This window comes from Agrococcus sp. SGAir0287 (genome assembly GCF_005484985.1).
Classification (GTDB): Bacteria; Actinomycetota; Actinomycetes; order Actinomycetales; family Microbacteriaceae; genus Agrococcus.
This window is the reverse complement of sequence record NZ_CP027942.1, coordinates 2,206,765-2,224,998: the sequence shown is the minus strand read 5'-3', so window position 1 is coordinate 2,224,998 and position 18,234 is coordinate 2,206,765. Positions and strand designations below refer to the sequence as shown.

General features: G+C 71.8%; 16 protein-coding genes. 13 read left to right on the top strand and 3 right to left on the bottom strand.

Annotated features, from left to right (window positions below):
- Positions 1 to 98: 98 nt before the first annotated feature.
- The 4 genes from C1N71_RS10590 (at position 99) to C1N71_RS10575 (ending at position 4,940) form a co-directional block, all read left to right on the top strand.
- Positions 99 to 722, top strand: a complete 624-nt coding sequence (locus tag C1N71_RS10590; RefSeq protein WP_137756368.1) for a ComF family protein — start codon at positions 99 to 101, stop codon at positions 720 to 722.
- 112 nt (positions 723 to 834) lie between these two features.
- Positions 835 to 1,470 (top strand): ribosome hibernation-promoting factor, HPF/YfiA family, encoded by a 636-nt coding sequence (hpf, locus tag C1N71_RS10585; RefSeq protein WP_137756367.1) that lies wholly within the window; start codon positions 835 to 837, stop codon positions 1,468 to 1,470.
- 127 nt (positions 1,471 to 1,597) lie between these two features.
- A complete protein-coding gene (gene secA / locus C1N71_RS10580; protein WP_137756366.1) occupies positions 1,598 to 4,462 on the top strand; it encodes a preprotein translocase subunit SecA in 2,865 nt (954 codons plus the stop codon).
- A gap of 1 nt (position 4,463) precedes the next feature.
- On the top strand, positions 4,464 to 4,940 hold the full coding sequence (locus C1N71_RS10575; protein WP_137756365.1) for an FBP domain-containing protein: 477 nt from the start codon (positions 4,464 to 4,466) through the stop codon (positions 4,938 to 4,940).
- 48 nt (positions 4,941 to 4,988) lie between these two features.
- Here the strand turns inward: C1N71_RS10575 and C1N71_RS10570 are convergent, their stop codons facing one another.
- Both C1N71_RS10570 and trhA read right to left on the bottom strand, forming a co-directional pair.
- Entirely contained in the window at positions 4,989 to 6,092 is a 1,104-nt protein-coding gene (locus C1N71_RS10570) for a trypsin-like serine peptidase (protein ID WP_137756364.1), read from the bottom strand.
- A gap of 113 nt (positions 6,093 to 6,205) precedes the next feature.
- Positions 6,206 to 6,952 (bottom strand): PAQR family membrane homeostasis protein TrhA, encoded by a 747-nt coding sequence (gene trhA, locus C1N71_RS10565; protein WP_137756363.1) that lies wholly within the window; start codon positions 6,950 to 6,952, stop codon positions 6,206 to 6,208.
- A 72-nt stretch (positions 6,953 to 7,024) separates the two neighbouring features.
- Here trhA and uppS point away from each other — a divergent pair, with 72 nt between their 5' ends.
- Positions 7,025 to 7,798 (top strand): polyprenyl diphosphate synthase, encoded by a 774-nt coding sequence (gene uppS / locus C1N71_RS10560; RefSeq protein ID WP_137756362.1) that lies wholly within the window; start codon positions 7,025 to 7,027, stop codon positions 7,796 to 7,798.
- Between the two features lie 197 nt (positions 7,799 to 7,995).
- Here the strand turns inward: uppS and C1N71_RS10555 are convergent, their stop codons facing one another.
- Complete coding sequence (locus C1N71_RS10555; protein WP_175414188.1) at positions 7,996 to 9,366, bottom strand: HNH endonuclease signature motif containing protein; 1,371 nt, start codon at positions 9,364 to 9,366, stop codon at positions 7,996 to 7,998.
- 983 nt (positions 9,367 to 10,349) lie between these two features.
- Here C1N71_RS10555 and C1N71_RS10550 point away from each other — a divergent pair.
- The 8 genes from C1N71_RS10550 to C1N71_RS10515 all read left to right on the top strand — a co-directional run bounded on the left by C1N71_RS10550 (position 10,350) and on the right by C1N71_RS10515 (position 18,166).
- Positions 10,350 to 11,675, top strand: coding sequence for a PhoH family protein (locus C1N71_RS10550; RefSeq protein ID WP_254677982.1), 1,326 nt, complete (start codon positions 10,350 to 10,352; stop codon positions 11,673 to 11,675).
- A 130-nt stretch (positions 11,676 to 11,805) separates the two neighbouring features.
- Positions 11,806 to 12,360 carry a prepilin peptidase gene (locus tag C1N71_RS10545; protein ID WP_137756360.1) on the top strand — a complete coding sequence of 185 codons (555 nt, stop codon included), beginning with the start codon at positions 11,806 to 11,808 and terminating at the stop codon, positions 12,358 to 12,360.
- 188 nt (positions 12,361 to 12,548) lie between these two features.
- The gene (locus C1N71_RS10540) at positions 12,549 to 13,448 is read left to right on the top strand and encodes a MetQ/NlpA family ABC transporter substrate-binding protein (protein WP_137756359.1); all 900 of its coding nucleotides are present in this window, start codon (positions 12,549 to 12,551) and stop codon (positions 13,446 to 13,448) included.
- A gap of 66 nt (positions 13,449 to 13,514) precedes the next feature.
- A complete protein-coding gene (locus C1N71_RS10535; protein WP_137756358.1) occupies positions 13,515 to 14,546 on the top strand; it encodes a methionine ABC transporter ATP-binding protein in 1,032 nt (343 codons plus the stop codon).
- Positions 14,543 to 15,214 (top strand): methionine ABC transporter permease, encoded by a 672-nt coding sequence (locus C1N71_RS10530; RefSeq protein ID WP_137756357.1) that lies wholly within the window; start codon positions 14,543 to 14,545, stop codon positions 15,212 to 15,214. The genes C1N71_RS10535 and C1N71_RS10530 overlap by 4 nt, the downstream gene beginning before the upstream one ends.
- Positions 15,215 to 15,249: 35 nt before the next feature.
- Entirely contained in the window at positions 15,250 to 15,639 is a 390-nt protein-coding gene (locus C1N71_RS10525; RefSeq protein ID WP_137756356.1) for a hypothetical protein, read from the top strand.
- Between the two features lie 80 nt (positions 15,640 to 15,719).
- Entirely contained in the window at positions 15,720 to 17,954 is a 2,235-nt protein-coding gene (locus C1N71_RS10520; RefSeq protein ID WP_137756355.1) for a carbon starvation CstA family protein, read from the top strand.
- Entirely contained in the window at positions 17,954 to 18,166 is a 213-nt protein-coding gene (locus C1N71_RS10515; RefSeq protein WP_137756354.1) for a CstA-like transporter-associated (seleno)protein, read from the top strand. Before C1N71_RS10520 ends, C1N71_RS10515 begins: the two co-directional genes overlap by 1 nt.
- Positions 18,167 to 18,234: the final 68 nt, after the last annotated feature.

Genomic DNA, 18,234 nt, shown 5'->3' with positions numbered 1-18,234 from the left:
CGGACCGGCGGGCGCGCGCGGGCTCCACAGCCGGCCGCGGTGCACGCCGCGCGCCGGCCGGTCCGCCTCCGTCGGACGCACCGGAGCATCCTCGCGGCATGCACGCGATCGTGAGGGAGGCGCTCGGCGTGCTGTGGCCGCGGGCGTGCGCGGGCTGCGGCACGCCGGACCACGGGGTCTGCCGCGACTGCGCCGCGACGTTCGCCGCGACGCAGCGTGCGTCGCTCGGCTCGGTGCCGCTCGTGTGGGCGGCGACGTACGACGGCGCGGCGCGAGCGGTCGTGCTCGCCGCGAAGGAGGAGGGTCGCGGGTCGGCGACGCGCCTGCTCGCCACGACGCTGCGGCGCCTCGTCGACGAGGCGATGGCCGACGAGGCGGAGGTGCCGCTCGCCGTGCTCGTGCCGGCGAGCCGTGGGGGCACGAGGCGGCGCGGCTTCGTGCCGGTCCGGGTGCTCGCCAGGGGGGCGCGCCTGCGCTCGATCGAGCTGCGCCAGGCGGCCGACGGCCAGCAGAAGCGACGTGGGCGCGAGGAGCGGCTGCACCGCGGCGCGCTGCGCGCGCGAGCGGGCGACGCGCGTCTGCTCGACGGGGCGCGGGTCGTCGTCGTCGACGACGTCGCGACGACGGGGGCCACGCTCCGCGAGGCCGTCGCGGCGTGCCGCGCGGCGGGCGCGCACGTCGTCGCCGCCATCGTCGTCGCGCGCGTGCCGCGTCATGGCTGATGCACCGATCGCGCCTGGACACGGGACCGGTGCGTGCAGATAGGCTGGCCCGCACCCAAGGCGCATCCGCCACCGACCCGGGGCGGATCGCCCCGTCAGGTTGGAGGTCACCGTGGACGTCGAGATCACCGCCCGAGGGGCACGCATCACCGATCGCTTCGAGTCGTACGCCGAGGAGAAGCTCGACAAGATCGCGTTGCTGCTGCCCCGTGCCACCTCGATCGCAGCGCGCGTGTCGCGCCACGCGGAGCCGAACGGCGCCGCGGGCGACCGCGTCGAGATCACCGTGCTCGTGCCCGGCAGCGTCATCCGCTCCGAGGCGGACGGGCCGGACAAGTACATCGCGTTCGACGCGGCGTTCCACAAGCTCATGGAGCGGGCGCGGCGCATGCACGACAAGCGCACCGACCGCAGCGCGAAGCGCGCCTCGGTGCGCGAGGTCGCCTCTGGCGACTTCCGCGGGCTCGACGTCACGCCCGCCGACGCCTCCGTGCTCACCGCCGTCGCGACCGGCGAGGTGCCGATCGTCGACGAGGAGCAGGAGTGGTCGCCCGTCGTGATCCGGCGCAAGGAGTTCCCGTCGAAGCGGATGACGACGCGCCAGGCCGTCGACCAGATGGAGCTCGTCGGGCATCCCTTCTACCTCTTCGTCGACGCCGAGACGGATCAGTGCGCCGTCGTCTACCGCCGCAAGGGCTGGTCGTACGGCGTCATCACGCTCGGGGGCGAGACGACCGACCTCGAGTGACGCCCGCTCGCACCGGCGCCGGCGTTCCGCCCATGGCGGACGCCGGCGCCCGTGCGTCCAGGCCGACCGGGGTAGCATGGACCCCCGGTTATCGAACCGTTACATCCATCGAACGGGAGAGACATCCGTGGCGAACGTCTTCGAGCGAGTCCTGCGCGCAGGCGAGGGAAGGATCCTGCGACGCCTCCAGAGGATCGCGAAGGACGTCGACGCCCTCGAGGCCGGCTTCGCGGACCTGACCGACGAGGAGCTCGCGGAGGAGACCAAGGAGTTCCGCGCCCGCTACGAGCTCGGCGAGTCGCTCGACTCGATGCTGCCGGAGGCCTTCGCCGCCGTGCGCGAGGCCGCGAGCCGGACGCTCGGCATGCGGCCCTACCCCGTGCAGATCATGGGCGCCGCGGCGCTGCACCTCGGCAACATCGCCGAGATGAAGACCGGCGAGGGCAAGACGCTCGTCGCCGTCGTCGCCGCGTACCTCAACGCCATCCCGGGCAAGGGCGTGCACGTCGTCACGGTCAACGACTACCTCGCGAGCTACCAGGCCGAGCTCATGGGTCGCGTGCTGCGCGCCCTCGGCATGACGACCGGCTGCATCGTCGCCGGCCAGACCCCCGACGTGCGCCGCGAGCAGTACGCGGCCGACGTCACGTACGGCACGAACAACGAGTTCGGCTTCGACTACCTCCGCGACAACATGGCCCATCAGAAGGAGGCCATGGTGCAGCGCGGGCACCACTTCGTCGTGGTCGACGAGGTCGACTCGATCCTCATCGACGAGGCCCGCACGCCGCTCATCATCTCCGGACCCGCAGCGGGCGAGGCGAACAAGTGGTTCGGCGAGTTCGCCCGAATCGCGAAGCGCCTGAAGCCGGACGTCGACTACGAGGTCGACGAGAAGAAGCGCACCGTCGGCGTGCTCGAGCCCGGCATCGAGCGCGTCGAGGACATCCTCGGCATCGACAGCCTCTACGAGTCGGCGAACACGCCGCTCATCTCCTTCCTCAACACGGCGCTCAAGGCGAAGGCGCTGTTCAAGCGCGACACCGACTACGTCGTGCTGAACGGCGAGGTGCTCATCGTCGACGAGCACACCGGCCGCATCATGCAGGGCCGTCGCTTCAACGAGGGCATCCACCAGGCGATCGAGGCGAAGGAGGGCGTGCAGATCAAGGCCGAGAACCAGACGGTCGCGACGGTCACGCTGCAGAACTACTTCCGCCTGTACGAGAAGCTCTCGGGCATGACGGGCACGGCCGAGACCGAGGCCGCCGAGTTCATGTCGACCTACAAGCTCGGCGTCGTCCCCATCCCGACGAACAAGCCGATGCAGCGCAAGGACAACCCCGACCTCGTGTACGCGACGGTCGAGGGCAAGTTCCGGCACGTCGTCGAGGACATCGTCGAGCGGCACGAGGCCGGCCAGCCGGTGCTCGTGGGCACGACGAGCGTCGAGAAGAGCGAGTACCTGTCGACGCAGCTGAAGAAGCGCGGCGTGCGGCACGAGGTGCTCAACGCCAAGAACCACGCGCGCGAGGCCGCGATCATCGCGCAGGCCGGCCGCGTCGGCGCCGTGACGGTCGCGACGAACATGGCCGGCCGAGGCACCGACATCATGCTCGGCGGCAACGCCGAGCACCTCGCCGTGCAGCGCATGGAGGAGCGCGGCCTCAGCCCCGTCGAGACGCCCGACGAGTACGAGGCCGTCTGGGACGAGGTGTTCGAAGAGGTCAAGGCCGAGGTCGCCGCCGAGGCCGAGAAGGTGCTCGCGGTCGGCGGCCTCTACGTGCTCGGCACCGAGCGTCACGAGTCGCGCCGCATCGACAACCAGCTGCGCGGACGCTCCGGACGTCAGGGTGACCCGGGCGAGAGCCGCTTCTACCTGTCGATGCAGGACGACCTCATGCGCCTGTTCGGCGGACCCGTCGCGCAGCGCTTCATGTCGCTCGGCGCCGACGAGGACGACGACGTGCCTCTCGAGTCGAAGGTCTTCTCGCGAGCGATCCGCTCCGCGCAGGGCCAGATCGAGGCGCGCAACGCCGAGATGCGCAAGAACGTCCTCAAGTACGACGACGTCATGAACCGGCAGCGCGAGTCGATCTACGCCGACCGCCGCCACATCCTCGACGGCGACGACCTGCAGGGGCGCGTGCAGGGCTTCCTGGAGGCGACCATCCGCGACCTCGTCGCCGAGCACACGGCCGCCGGCAACGCCGACGACTGGGACCTCGAGGCGCTCTGGACGGAGCTGCGCACGATCTACCCCGTGGGCATCACGATCGACGAGGTCGTCGCCGAGGCGGGCCCGCGGCTGACGAGCGCCTTCATCGCCGACGAGCTGCTCTCGGACGCGCGCCTCGCGTACGCGCGCCGCGAGGAGCAGCTGACGCCCGCCGCGATGCGCATGCTCGAGCGCCGCGTCGTGCTCAGCGTCATCGACCGCAAGTGGCGCGACCACCTCTACGAGATGGACTACCTGCGCGAGGGCATCGGCCTGCGCACCATGGCGCAGCGCGACCCCGTCATCGAGTACCAGAACGAGGGCTACACGCTCTACCAGCAGATGATGGCGGCGATCCGGGAGGAGTCGGTCGGCTTCCTCTTCAACCTCGACGTCAAGGTGCAGCAGGGCGCCGGCGGCACGCCTGCGGCCGTCGAGGGCGGCGGTCTGGACGAGGGCGAGGACGACCAGTCGAAGCTCACCTACTCCGCGCCCGACGAGGACGGCGAGGTCGCCGTCTCGGACCAGCGCGGACGCACGCTGCAGGGCGCCACGAACCTCGCGAAGCAGCGCTCCGGCAACCCTGCGACCGCGGCGGCGGCGCAGGCGCAGGGCCAGTCGAGGCAGCAGCGTCGTCAGGCGCCGAAGGCGGCGCCGCAGCGACCGCAGCCCGTGCAGAAGGGCGCCTTCGGCCAGGCGGAGCCCGCGGAGGGCGCGGCAGCGGCGCCGAGCGGCAACCGCGCGCAACGACGGGGCCAGGGCAAGAAGCGCTGACGTGCAGCCGCTCAGCGAGGCGCAGATCCGCTCGTCGTTCGTGAACGCGACCGAGCAGCAGCTCGCACGCCTGCCGATGCCGGGCCTCCACGAGACGATCTGGGAGGAGCGCGAGTACCTCGGCTGGCGCGACCCGCACTCGGCGCGGCTCGGCTACATCGTGCAGTGGCTCGGCGGCGAGCCCGTCGGCATCGTCGTGCGCGCATCCACGTCGACGCTGCGCGCGGGCATCGCGGCGATGTGCGCCCTGTGCCATTCGACGCAGCCGGCGACGCAGGTGCGGCTGTTCACGGCGCCGCGGGCGGGGGAGAAGGGCCTCGCGGGCGACTCGCTCGGCACGTACATCTGCGAGTCGCTGTCGTGCTCGCACTCGATCCGCATCGTGCCGCCCCACCTCGCGAGCCCCGAGCGCATCCAGGAGCGCGGCGAGCAGATGCTCGAGCGGCTCGGCGCCTTCACGCGCCGCGTCATGGCCTGAGCCCGACGCGGCAGGGCTCGTCCCGCGGGCGTGCGCGCGGTCGGTGCGTCAGCCGCCCGACTGCAGGGCGACGAGCCCGTCGTACGCCGTGACGCCCAACGGTGGACCGTACGCCTCGTCGCTGCCGCCGTTCGAGTAGACGGCGATCACGTAGCCCGCGCCCGTGGCCGGGTCGACGTCGGTCACCCAGCCGCTGCCCGAGGCGCCGGAGCCCATGACGCAGTCGACCCCGAGGTTGGGGTCGCCGCCGACGCCGTAGGTCACCGTCGAGTCCGCGCAGAAGCGCTGCACCTCCGCGTCGAAGGGCGCCGGGTCGCCCGGGTAGCCGGCGAGCACGACGCCGTTCGTCTCGGCCTGGAAGCTCACGCCCTGGCCGCCGACGACGTCCTCGATCTCCTGTCCCTGCGCGTTCGGAGCCAGGCGCAGGAAGGCGAAGTCGAAGCCCATCCATCCGTTGTCGTCCTGGCCGTCGAGCCAGCGGTCGTTCGCGGTGATGTACTGCTCGGGGTACCACCAGTCCTCCGCCTCCCAGACGCCGAACGGCGCGTCGCCGTCGTCGTACGCCGGGGTGAAGGTGATGGACGCCATCTCGCTGCGGGTGTCGTCGCTGAAGACGCAGTGCGCCGCGGTGACGACGATGTCCTGCGTCTCGGCGTTGATGACCGTGCCGGAGCACGTGTACTGGCCGCCCTCGTCGTCCGTCATGTCGAGCCGTCCGACCGTGGACTGGATGAGGTCGCCCGTGAGCGAGGGCGCGACGTCCGGCAGGTACTCGTCGCCCGCGGTCGCGTCCGGCAGCCCCGCCGCCTCCTGTACGAGCGGCGTGCCGCGCGTGGGCTCGAGGATCACGTCGGTCGCGGCGTCGGGGAAGTAGCCGGCGCTCGTGATCGGCGCCTCGCCCGCGTAGTACGCCCCGATGTCCTCGGGTGTCGGGTCGGTCTCGGAGATCGGCTCGTCCGGCTGCACGAACTGGCTCGGGTCGACGCTCTCGGTGGGCTCGGCGCTCTGCGTGGGCTGCGGCTGGGGCTGCTGCGTCGTCGGCGCGGGTGGCGCGGGCTGCGGCAGCGGGGGCGGGAGGATGACGCAGGCGCTCAGGCCGAGGGTGGCCAGGATCGCGACGCCGGCGGCGCGCACGCGAGGGGCGTTGGACATGGCACTCCCATCCATCACGGACGGATGCATCGTACGTCCGCGAGGTCGGGAGCTTGCCGCGTGCGCGCTGCGCGAGGACCGCGCGTCACCCGGCGCGTGCCGGTGTCGAGGCGTCAGATCGCGACGAGCAGGATCGCCGTCCAGTGGCAGAGGAAGGCCACGACCGTGCAGGCGTGGAAGAGCTCGTGGAAGCCGAAGTGCCCGGGAACGGGGTTCGGCCGCTTCAGCGCGTAGAAGACCGCGCCCACCGTGTACGCGAGGCCGCCGACGGCGATGAGGATCGCGGTCGCCGCGCTCACCGCCCAGATGGCGGGGAGGTACATGACGGCGGCCCAGCCGAGCGCGACGTAGAGCGGCACGTACAGCCAGCGGGGCGCGGTGACCCAGAGCACGCGGAAGGCGATGCCGAGCGCGGCGCCGCCCCACACGATCGAGAGCAGGATCGTGGCCTGCGTCGTCGAGAGCGTGAGCACCGCGAGGGGCGTGTAGGTGCCGGCGATGAGCAGGAAGATGTTCGAGTGGTCGAGGCGCTTGAGCGTCATGCGCACCCGGTCGCTCCAGCGGAAGCGGTGGTAGGTCGCCGAGACGCCGAAGAGCAGGAGGCTCGTGGCCATGAAGACGGCCGACGCCACCTTGCCGGCGACCGTGTCCGCGAGCGCGACGAGCACGATGCCGGCGACGAGCGCGATGGGGCCCATGACGAGGTGGATCCAGCCGCGCCAGGAGGGCTTGGCGTCGTGGGCGCTCGCGGCCTCGGCATCGCCGGCGGCCTCGATGATCGGGAGATGGGGGAGCGATGCGCCCTCGAGGTCGCGGGGCGTCGCGGCTGCGGTCGCGGTGCGGGTCGAGTCGTGCTGCATGTCTTTAGCGTACGGCGTACGCAATGCGACGACCAGCATGGAGCGGTAGCTCATGGGTCGTACATTGGAAGAATGGCGGCGAGCAGGCGAGGCGGCACGGGCATCCTCTATCGCGCGTACGAGCGCCATCTGCGGCGAGAGCTCGCCGGGGCGCCCGTGCCCACCCACATCGGCATGATCATCGACGGCAATCGCCGCTGGGCGCGGCTCAACGCGCTCGACAGCGTCGGGCACGGGCACCGTGCCGGTGCGCGCAAGATGCACGAGTTCCTCGAGTGGTGCGACGAGCTCGGCGTCGAGGTCGTGACGCTCTATCTGCTCTCGCACGACAACCTCGCGGGTCGGGACGCGGCCGAGCTCGACGAGCTGTGCGCCATCATCGCCGACCTCGCGGACGCCCTCTCGACGGGCACGGGCTGGCGCATCCGTCACGTCGGATCCGCGGCCGACCTGCCCCCCGAGCTCGCGGCCGCGGTCGGGGCAGCCGTCGAGCGCTCGAAGGACGCGCCGGGCATGCAGGTCAACCTCGCCGTCGGCTACGGCGGCCGCCACGAGGTGGTCGAGGCGATCCGGCGCATCCTCGAGACGCACGAGGGGTCGACGCAGGAGCTCGCCGAGCGGCTGAGCCCCGAGCTCATCGGCGAGCATCTGTACACGACGGGCCAGCCGGACCCCGATCTCGTGATCCGCACGTCGGGCGAGCAGCGGCTGAGCGACTTCATGCTCTGGCAGTCGGCGCGCAGCGAGCTCTACTTCATGGAGGCGCTCGGGCCCGACATGCGCGAGGTCGACTTCCTGCGCGCCGTGCGCGACTACGGGCAGCGCTCGCGCCGCTTCGGTCGCTGACGACTGGCTGCGCCCTCGCCGGCTCGGTCGTCGCTGATCGGATGCGCGGTCGCCGGTGATCGGATGCGCGGTCGTCGGCTCGGTCGTCGGTCATCGCATGCGCGGGCACCGCGCAGGTCGTCGCGATCTCGTCGTCGCGCGGCGCGCGTCAGGACGAGACGCACTCCCGGAGGCGTCGTGCGACGCCGCGTCGGCCGTCAGAAGATGGTGCCGGCGTCGGTGGCGGAGGTCGGTGGTCCCCATGCGTCGTCGGCTGGGATGGCCGCGGTCGGGTCGGATGCGTCGGTGAAGACGGGTCCAGTGGGTGGTGGTCGGTCGAGGTAGGTCTGGCCGCGTGGTGATCGCCAGGTGAGGTGGCCGGGTCGTGGTTGGTGGACGGTCCAGGCGGTGGCGTGCTTGAGGGTGTGGTGGCGTCGGCAGAGGTGGGCGAGGTTGCCGAGGCTGGTGGTGCCGCCGTGGTCCCAGGCGATGGTGTGGTCGAGGTCGGCGGTGCGGGCGTGGGATGCGCAGCCGGGGAATCGGCAGTGCTGGTCGCGGGCGATCAGCAGCCTGCGCTGCGCGGCGGTCGGCTGGTAGGTGTCGACCTCGACGACGGTGCCGCGGATCGGGTCGGTGAGCAGCCGCTCCCAGGTCGCTGCGACGCCGGCGAGGATGCGGGCGGTCTCGGCATCGATGGGCTGGGCGCCGTCGAGCGTGCCGGGTGCGTCGTCGTGTCCGGTGAGGGTGGTGACGGGGATCGTGACCTGCACGACCGGGCGGATCGTCGAGAGCAGCCTCGCGTGCTCGGTCGCATCGTCGGCGCCGACGCTCTGGGTGGCGCCATCCGGCGCTCCGCTGCTGGTGAGGAGGAGCTCGCAGAATGCGTCGGCGCGCCATTGGTCGATGGTGCGCGGGTCGTCCTTGGGCTTGGCGCGGGCGCCTGCGCGCAGGCGATGGTCGATGCCGTGCGCGAGGACCGCGGGCACGTAGGCGCCGATCCACGCCATCCCGTCGTCGGCCGCCTCGATCGTCACCCGGCGGTCGTCGCGGGCGGCGCGGTGGCGGTCGACGAGCGGCTCGACCAGCTGCGCGTCCGCTGCCTTCCGTGCAGCTTTCGCGACGTGGGCGGGCGTGGTCGTCTCGGCGAGGGCGACCATGCGCTCCTCGTACGCGGTCCGTTGCTCGGCGGTGACGTCGGTGGAGGCGAGGACGGATCCTGCCTCGGTGATGGCGCGCACGTGCCCGTGGCCGATGCGGCCGTCGGCGAACGCGTCGAGCACGAGCGGCCACGTGTCGACCAGGTGCATCGCGTCGCCGATCTGCCGCTCGATCGTGCGATCGGACATGCGTGCGTGGACGCCGATCTCGGCGGCGATCGCGCGGAGCTCCATCGTCGACCGCTCGCTCGACCCACTACCGGCACGCTCGAGCGCGAGATGGCCGAGGGACGCGAGCAGCCGCAGCTCGTAGGCTTCGAGCGCCTGCCTGCCGGAGCGGAGCGCGGAGAGCTGGGAGAGGGCGTTCGCCTCGATCGCAGCGAGCGCGGCAGGGTCAGAACCCGGTGCCGTGCTGTCGATCTCCTGCGCCATGACCCGACTCTGCCAGGAACCACCGACACGGAATCCGCGCGTGGATGGCCGGTTCGGGAGCATCGCGTGCTCCTTTCGAGGCTCGCTGCGCTCGCACCTCAAGGGGCGGTTCGGGGACGCGCAGCCATGCGGGCGGTCGCGTCGGGCGGGCGGGTCGCGTGGTCTCGTGACGGCTCCTCGCCCAAGGGCTCGGGGCCTCCTCGACCGGCTGGTGGGGGAACACCCACCATGGGGATGCCGCCCACGTGCAGCTGGTCGAGGAGCGCGCGAGCGAGAGCGAGCACGCGTCACGAGACCACGCGACTGCCGCTCCTGCGCAGCCATGCGGGCGGTCGCGTCGCGAGGGCGGGTCGCGTGGTCTCGTGACGGCTCCTCGCCCGGGGCTCGGGGCCTCCTCGACCGTCTGCCGAGGGATCGCCCACGATGCGAGGCCCAGCCCGCAGAAGGCCGATTCGGGAGCATCGGGTTCCCTTCGAGGCTCGCTGCGCTCGCGCCGCAGGGAGCGGATGGGGGAGCGAGGGGAGGGGTGGCGGGGAGCGTGGGGCTCGGGCGGCACCGGCAGCCGGTCGAGGAGCGCGCGAGCGAGGGCGAGCACGCGTCACGAGACCACGCGAGTGCCGCTCCCGCCCGGTGATGCGCGTGGTCGCGTCGGGCGGGTGGGTCGCGTGGTCTCGTGACGGCTGCAGCCTGCGGCTGCGGCCTCCTCGACCAGCTGCTGGGGAGACCACTCGCGACGGGATCCTGCCCGCCGGCAGCCTGGCCAGGAGGGTCGGACGCGTCGCGGATCCGCCGCCGATCGCTTCGGCCGACCGTCGCGTTACGAGCGTGTGAACGCGCCGTGCGTCCCGCGTGTCGCTGCGAGCCGTGTCGGTGGCCGGGCGTAGCGTCAGCCTCAGTCGAGCACCCGCTCGGCACCCACCGCGGCCGCGACGCCGTGAAGGGAGGCGGCCGCCGATACCCGACCGAGTCGGTGAGGAGCCCACGTGCCTGAGGCCATCCACGCCCCCGAGATCGTCGACGAGCTGCAGACCGCGCAGCGCACCTACGTGCTGGACACGTCCGTGCTGCTGTCGGATCCCGGTGCGATCCACCGATTCGCCGAGCACTCCGTCGTCATCCCGGTCGTCGTCATCGCCGAGCTCGAGAAGAAGCGGCACGACCCCGAGATCGGGTACTTCGCACGCAAGGCGCTGCGCAACCTCGACGACCTGCGCGTCGCGCACGAGCGGCTCGACTTCCCCGTGCCGACCGACGGCGGCGGCTCCCTGCGGGTCGAGCTCAACCACTCCAACCAGCAGGTGCTGCCCTCGGGCCTGCAGCTGGGCGACAACGACTCGCGCATCCTCGCCGTCGCGTGCAACCTCGCCAACGACGGCCTCGACGTGTGCGTGGTGTCGAAGGACATGCCCATGCGCGTCAAGGCGGCGTCGATCGGCCTCGCCGCCGAGGAGTACCTCGCCGAGCAGGCCGTGGAGTCGGGATGGACGGGCACGGCCGAGATCGCGCTGTCCGGCGACGAGATGGCGACGCTCTACGACCAGGAGCGCCTCACGACGGACCTCGTCGACGGGCTGCCGCTCAACACGGGCCTCGTCATCACCTCCGAGCGCGGCTCCGCGCTCGGCCGGGTGACGTCGCCCGGCACGCTGTCCCTCGTGCGCGGCGACCGCGACGTCTTCGGCGTGCACGGCCGCTCGGCCGAGCAGCGCCTCGCGATCGACCTGCTGCTCGACGACGAGGTGGGCATCGTCTCGCTCGGCGGCTCGGCTGGCACCGGCAAGTCCGCGCTCGCGCTCGCCGCCGGCCTCGAGGCCGTGCTCGAGCGGCGGCTGCACAAGAAGGTCATCGTCTTCCGCCCCCTCTACGCCGTCGGCGGCCAGGAGCTCGGCTACCTGCCTGGCGACAAGGACGAGAAGATGAACCCCTGGGGCCAGGCGATCTACGACACGCTCGGCGCGCTCGTCTCCGACAACGTGCTCGAGGAGGTCGCCGACCGCGGCATGCTCGAGATCCTGCCGCTCACGCACATCCGCGGCCGCTCGCTGCACGATGCGTTCGTGATCGTCGACGAGGCGCAGTCGCTCGAGCGCAACGTGCTGCTCACGGTGCTCAGCCGCATCGGCCAGAACTCGCGGGTCGTGCTCACGCACGACGTCGCGCAGCGCGACAATCTCCGCGTCGGCAGGCACGACGGCGTCGCGAGCGTCATCGAGACGCTCAAGGGCAACGCGCTCTTCGGGCACGTGACGCTCATGCGCAGCGAGCGCAGCCGCATCGCCGCGCTCGTGACGAGCCTGCTCGACTCCTGATCCGTCCATCCATCCACCGACCTCACCCCGAGGACCCGCATCCGACGGATGCGGGTCCTCGGCCGTGCAGCGTGCACGCGCCTGTGGATGACGCACGACGCGATCGTGCGCGCACGGCTACCGTGCCCGCATGCTCGTCGCCGTCCGCACGCCAGCCGCCCCCTTGGGGCTGACCGCGACCGACGGCATCCTCGGCGTCGCCCTGGCCGGCGGCGTCGTCGCGCTCGCGATGCACGCGGGCTGGATGGGCTCGGCGGGCGCCGCGACGATCGCACTCGTCGTCGCGGCACTCGTCGCGCCCGCCCTCGCCCGCATCGACGTCGCCGAGCGGCGCCTGCCGAATCTGCTGACCGTGCCGCTGCTCGGCATCGCATCCGCATGCGCACTCGTCGGCGCGATGCTCGGCACGTGGGTCGGGGCGCTCGTCGGGCTCGGCGTCGCCGTCGTGCTCGTGGCGATGTGGTGGCTCGGCGGCATGGGAGCCGGCGACGTGAAGCTCGGCGCGGGCCTCGCGCTGGCGGCCGCGCCGATCGAGTGGTGGCTGCCGCTCAGCGGCATGGCGTGCGCGTTCCTGCTCGGCGGCGCCGTCGGGCTCGTCGCGAAGGTGCGAGGCGCGGATTCGGTGCCGTTCGGGCCGTGGCTGCTCGCGGGCACGGGCGTCGCGGTGGTGCTCGCGGCGGTGTGACCGCTTCGGTGGGCTCCTTTCGAGGCTCGCTGCGCTCGCACCTCGAGGAGCGGTCTGGGGAGGCTCCGCGGCGGTGCGACGTTGCGCACAAGGCGCGCATGTCGTCATGTGACGGCCCGATTGGTCGGACCGCGTGCGCCCTTCCTAGCGTGGAGGCGACCCCCAAGGCACGTCCCAGGAGCACCACCATGCCGACCATCGCCCGATCCCTCGCCGCGGCCGCTGCCGCATCCACCCTCCTGCTCGCCGGCTGCGCGGGTGCCGCGAGCGGTGGCTCCGACGCCGAGCTCGGCACGGAGGAGAACCCTGTGCGCCTCGGCGTCGTGGGCGCCTCCGACCCGTACTGGTCGACCTACGAGGATGCGGTGACCGACGCGGGCATCGCGATCGAGATCGTCGACTTCACCGAGTACACGCAGCCGAACCCGGCGCTCTCCGAGGGCGACCTCGACATCAACCAGTTCCAGCACATCCAGTACCTCGCCGACTACAACGTCTCGTCGGGTGAGGACCTGCAGCCGATCGGCGCGACGGCGATCTACCCGCTGGGCCTGTACTCGACGCAGTACGACTCGGCCGACGACATCCCCGACGGTGCGACCGTCATCGTGCCGAACGACACCGTGAACCAGGCTCGCGGCCTGCTCGTGCTGCAGTCGGCGGGCCTCATCGAGCTCGCAGACGGCGGCTCGCCGTTCTCGACGCTCGAGGACGTCGAGGACGGCTCGCGCGTCGAGGTGCAGGCGCTCGACGCCGCGCTCACGGCAGGGTCGCTGTCGGAGGCCGCCGCGGCGATCGTGAACAACGACTTCCTCGACCAGGCGGACCTGGGCGACGACGAGGAGATCGCTGCCGACGACCCGTCGGACCCCTCGGCCCTCCCGTACGTGAACATCTTCGCCGTGCGAGCGGACGACGTGGACGATGACGTGCTGCAGCAGCTCGTCGAGATCTACCAGACGACGCAAGCCGTCACCGACGGCGTCGTCGAGCAGTCGGGCGGCACGGCGGTGCTCGCGACCACGCCCGCCGACGAGCTGCAGGCGTCGCTGGCCGACGTCGAGCAGTCGATCCGCGACCAGCAGTAGCAGCGACGCGTCCGCGGGCACCGATCCACCGGTGCCCGCGTTCGCGCGTCCCACGAGAGGAGCAGCATGGCGCACATCGCGATCCGCGACGTGACGAAGACCTATCCGGGTCGGCGACGCTCGGACGCGGCCGTCACCGCCGTCGACGCGGTCTCGCTCGACGTCGAGCGCGGCGACGTGTTCGGAGTCATCGGGTACTCGGGCGCGGGCAAGTCGACGCTCGTGCGGCTCGTGAACGGCCTCGAGCCCGCGACGAGCGGCTCGATCGAGATCGACGGCGTCGACGTGACGCGCCTGGACGCCAAGGCGCAGCGCGAGCTGCGGCAGGGCATCGGCATGATCTTCCAGCGCTTCAACCTCCTGCGCTCCCGGACGGTGCGGGCGAACGTCGCCTACCCGCTGGAGGTCGTCGGGACGCCGCGCGCCGAGCGGCGCGAGCGGGTCGACGAGCTGCTGCGCTTCGTCGGGCTCGAGGACAAGGCCGACGCCTACCCCGAGCAGCTCTCGGGCGGCCAGCAGCAGCGCGTCGGCATCGCTCGGGCGCTCGCCGCGAACCCGTCGATCCTGCTCGCGGACGAGGCGACGAGCGCGCTCGACCCCGAGACGACCGACGAGGTGCTCGACCTGCTCGCGCGCGTCAATCGCGAGCTCGGCGTCACGATCGTCGTCATCACGCACGAGATGGACGTCATCGCGCGCATCGCCACGAAGGTCGCCGTCATGGAGGCCGGCCGCGTCGTGGAGGCGGGGCCGACGTACGACGTCTTCACCCGTCCGCAGACCGACACGGCGAAGCGCTTCGTGCGCACGGTCGTGCGCGCGCTGCCCGAGGGCGACGCCCTCGTCGAGCTGCGCGCGCGCACGAGCGGCAGGCTCTTCACGATCGCCTTCACCGACGAGGGCGCGAGCGAGGCACGCGTCTTCGGCGCCCTCGCGCGCGCCGGCGTCGACTTCCACCTCGTGCACGGCGGCGTCGACGACATCCAGGGCCGCGTCTACGGCCTGCTCACCATCGCGGTCGACGGCGACGACGCCGCGATCCGCGACGCCCTCGCCGGCATCGGCGCGGGCGTGACCGTGACGGAGGTACCGGCATGAGCGATCTCGTCGCGGAAATCCAGGAGCTGCTCCCCGCGCTGCTCGAGCAGACGGGCATCACCCTGTGGCTCGTCGCGGTCTCGCTGCTCATCGGAGGTGCGCTCGGCCTCGTGCTCGGCACTGCCGTCTACGTCACGCGTCGCGGCGGCGTGCTGCAGCAGCCGGTCGTGTACTGGGTGCTCAACGTGCTGGTGAACACGTTCCGACCCGTGCCGTTCATCATCCTGCTCGCGGCGCTGCAGCCCGTCGCCAGGGCGACGATCGGCACCGGCCTCGGCAACGCCATGGCGATCTTCGCGATCTCCTTCGCCGCGACGTTCGGCATCGCGCGCATCGTCGAGCAGAACCTCGTCTCCGTCGACCCCGGGGTCATCGAGGCGGCGCGCGCCATGGGAGCCGGGCCGTGGCGCATCATCGGCACGGTCATCCTGCCGGAGGCGTTCGGGCCGCTCGTGCTCGGCTACACGTTCGCGGTCGTCGCGATCATCGACATGTCGGCCGTCGCGGGCATCATCGGCGGCGAGGGCGTGGGCAACTACGCCATCGCGTACGGCTTCCGCCAGTTCAACCCGGTGGTCACGTTGAGCGCCCTCGTGATCATCGTCGTCGTCGTGCAGATCGTGCAGGCGCTCGGCAATCTCCTCGCCCGCCGCATCCTGCGGCACTGACCGAGCGTCCAGGCGTCGTCGCTAGCGTTTCCGGCATGCAGCGACGACGCCTGGCCCTGCTCGCCTCGATCGGAGCCGCGGGGATCGTGCTCGTGGGGTGCGCAGCGTCCGAGCCGCCCTCGGTGACGACGGCGGACCCAGCGACGCTGCCCGGCTGGGTCGAGCCGCCCACGCCGATCGCTGCCGAGTACGCGGTGGGCGAGCGGGACGGCGTCGTGTTCACGGCGCTCGAGGCGGAGTCGGGCGAGTGGTGCCTCGCGATCCACGATCCCGACGAGCAGACCGAGTACGTCGTCGCCTGCTCGGAGGGGCCGATCGTCACAGCCGGCTCGGATGGCCTCGCGACCGCGCGCCTCGAGATCGACGGCGTCGGCGACGCCTCCGACGGCGAGGCGGTCTCCGACTGGGTCGTCGTCGTCGACTGACGCGCGCGCATCGAGGATGCTCGGCGCGCGCATCGCCTACGCTGGGGGACGCCCCACCTTCGTCATAGGAGACGACGCGCATGAGCACCGACACGACCCCCAAGCAGGATCGCGAGCTGCCCCCGGCGGCCGTGCCGATGACGAGGACGCGGTGGACGCCCGCGAAGATCGCGCTCTGGGCGGGGATCGCCCTGCTGGGCGGTCTCGCGTGGGTCATGCTCGCCGTCGTCCGCGGCGAGACCGTCAACGCCATCTGGTTCGTCTTCGCGGCGGTCTGCACCTACCTCATCGCGTACCGCTTCTACTCGAAGGTCATCGAGCGGCACATCGTGAAGCCCGACGACCTGCGGGCGACGCCGGCCGAGCACCTCGCGAACGGCAAGGACTACGTGCCCACCGATCGGCGCGTCCTCTTCGGCCATCACTTCGCCGCCATCGCCGGCGCCGGTCCGCTCGTCGGTCCCGTGCTCGCGGCGCAGATGGGCTACCTGCCCGGCACGATCTGGATCATCGTCGGCGTCGTGCTCGCCGGCGCGGTGCAGGACTACCTCGTCATGTTCTTCTCGATGCGCCGCGGCGGCCGCTCGCTCGGACAGATGGCGCGCGACGAGCTCGGGCGGATCGGCGGCACCGCCGCGATCGTCGCGACGCTGCTCATCATGATCATCATCACGGCGATCCTCGCGCTCGTCGTGGTCAACGCCCTCGGCGAGAGCCCGTGGGGCGTCTTCTCGGTCGCGATGACCATCCCCATCGCCCTGTTCATGGGGGCGTACCTGCGGTGGATCCGCCCGGGTCGCATCACCGAGGTGTCGATCATCGGCTTCGTGCTGCTCATGGCCGCGATCGTCGGCGGCGGCGCCGTCGCCGAGACGCAGTGGGGGCAGGACGTCTTCACCCTCGACCGCACGACGCTCGCGTGGGGCATCATCGTCTACGGCTTCATCGCCGCCGTGCTGCCCGTGTGGGTGCTGCTCGCGCCGCGCGACTACCTCTCGACGTTCATGAAGATCGGCGTCATCGTCATGCTCGCCGTCGCGATCGTCTTCGTGCGCCCCGAGATCACGGTGCCCGCGTTCACGGAGTTCGCGAGCGGCGAGACGGGGCCCGTGTGGTCCGGCAGCCTCTTCCCGTTCCTCTTCGTCACGATCGCGTGCGGCGCCCTGTCGGGCTTCCACGCGCTCATCTCGTCGGGGACGACCCCGAAGATGGTCGAGAAGGAGCGTCAGACGCGCTTCATCGGCTACGGCGGCATGCTCATGGAGTCGTTCGTCGCCATCATGGCGCTCGTCGCCGCCGTCTCGATCGACCGCGGCATCTACCTCGCGATGAACGCGTCGGCGGCCGCGACGGGCGGCACGGTCGAGGGCGCAGCGGAGTTCGTGAACGGCCTCATGCTCGCCGGCGTGCAGACGAGCCCCGAGGTGCTCGCGCAGGCGGCGCAGGACGTCGGCGAGGAGTCGATCGTCTCGCGCACGGGCGGTGCGCCGACCCTCGCGTACGGCCTCGCCCACATCCTGCAGCAGTGGATCGGCGGGGCGTCGATGATGTCGTTCTGGTATCACTTCGCGATCATGTTCGAGGCCCTGTTCATCCTCACCGCCGTCGACGCCGGCACGCGCGTCGCCCGCTTCATGCTGCAGGACTCGATCGGCAACGTCGCGAAGCGCTTCAAGGACACGTCGTGGAGGCTCGGCGCCTGGATCTGCACCGCGATCATGGTCGCGGGCTGGGGCGCGGTGCTGCTCATGGGCGTCACGGATCCGCTCGGCGGCATCAACACGCTCTTCCCGCTGTTCGGCATCGCGAACCAGCTGCTCGCGGCCATCGCGCTCGCGGTCGTGCTCACGATCGTCGCGCGCCGCGGCACGTGGCGCTGGCTGTGGATCGTCGGGCTGCCGCTCGCGTTCGTGTCCGTCGTGACGATCACGGCGTCGATCTTCAAGATCTTCTCGCCCGTGCCCGCGGTCGGCTACTGGGCCAACCACATGGCGTTCCGCGAGGCGCTCGCATCCGGCGAGGAGCAGTTCGGCACGGCGCCGACCGTCGCGGCGATGGAGGCGGTCGTGCGCAACACGGCCGTGCAGGGCACGCTGTCGATCATCTTCGTGTCGCTCGCGATCGTCGTGATCACGACGAGCCTCCTCGCGGTGCTGCGCGCGTGGCGCACGCGCGAGATCGTCGACCAGGAGGACCCGCCGGTGCCCTCGCGCCGCTTCGCCCCGGCCGGGTTCCTCGCCTCCAAGGAGGAGAAGGCGCTCGAGCGCGAGTGGGCGGCGCTGCCCGAGGACCAGCAGCCGTCGCGGGGCCACTGATGCCCGACCGCGCCGCCGCCGCGCACGCCCTGCGGCGTGCGTGGCGGGCGGCCGCCTGGTACGCACGAGGCCTCACGGGGGAGTCGCGCTACGAGGCGTACCTCGCGCACGAGCGCGCCGCCCATTCCGAGCGGCCGCCGCTCGACCGTCGTGCGTTCTGGCGCGACTACCACCGCTGGCAGGACGCGAACCCGCAGGGCCGCTGCTGCTGACGTCGTCGCGCCCCGGGAGGCGGCGCGCGAGCATCCATGACGCCGCGTTGCGGCGCCGCTGGGAGCGG

Coding starts and splice junctions, on each gene's coding strand:
- C1N71_RS10590 (WP_137756368.1), top strand. CDS start 99: ATGCACGCGATCGTGAGGGAGGCGCTCGGCGTGCTGTGGCCGCGGGCG.
- C1N71_RS10570 (WP_137756364.1), bottom strand. CDS start 6,092: ATGTCCAACGCCCCTCGCGTGCGCGCCGCCGGCGTCGCGATCCTGGCC.
- trhA (WP_137756363.1), bottom strand. CDS start 6,952: ATGCAGCACGACTCGACCCGCACCGCGACCGCAGCCGCGACGCCCCGC.
- uppS (WP_137756362.1), top strand. CDS start 7,025: ATGGCGGCGAGCAGGCGAGGCGGCACGGGCATCCTCTATCGCGCGTAC.
- C1N71_RS10555 (WP_175414188.1), bottom strand. CDS start 9,366: ATGGCGCAGGAGATCGACAGCACGGCACCGGGTTCTGACCCTGCCGCG.
- C1N71_RS10545 (WP_137756360.1), top strand. CDS start 11,806: ATGCTCGTCGCCGTCCGCACGCCAGCCGCCCCCTTGGGGCTGACCGCG.
- C1N71_RS10540 (WP_137756359.1), top strand. CDS start 12,549: ATGCCGACCATCGCCCGATCCCTCGCCGCGGCCGCTGCCGCATCCACC.
- C1N71_RS10535 (WP_137756358.1), top strand. CDS start 13,515: ATGGCGCACATCGCGATCCGCGACGTGACGAAGACCTATCCGGGTCGG.
- C1N71_RS10530 (WP_137756357.1), top strand. CDS start 14,543: ATGAGCGATCTCGTCGCGGAAATCCAGGAGCTGCTCCCCGCGCTGCTC.
- C1N71_RS10525 (WP_137756356.1), top strand. CDS start 15,250: ATGCAGCGACGACGCCTGGCCCTGCTCGCCTCGATCGGAGCCGCGGGG.
- C1N71_RS10520 (WP_137756355.1), top strand. CDS start 15,720: ATGAGCACCGACACGACCCCCAAGCAGGATCGCGAGCTGCCCCCGGCG.
- C1N71_RS10515 (WP_137756354.1), top strand. CDS start 17,954: ATGCCCGACCGCGCCGCCGCCGCGCACGCCCTGCGGCGTGCGTGGCGG.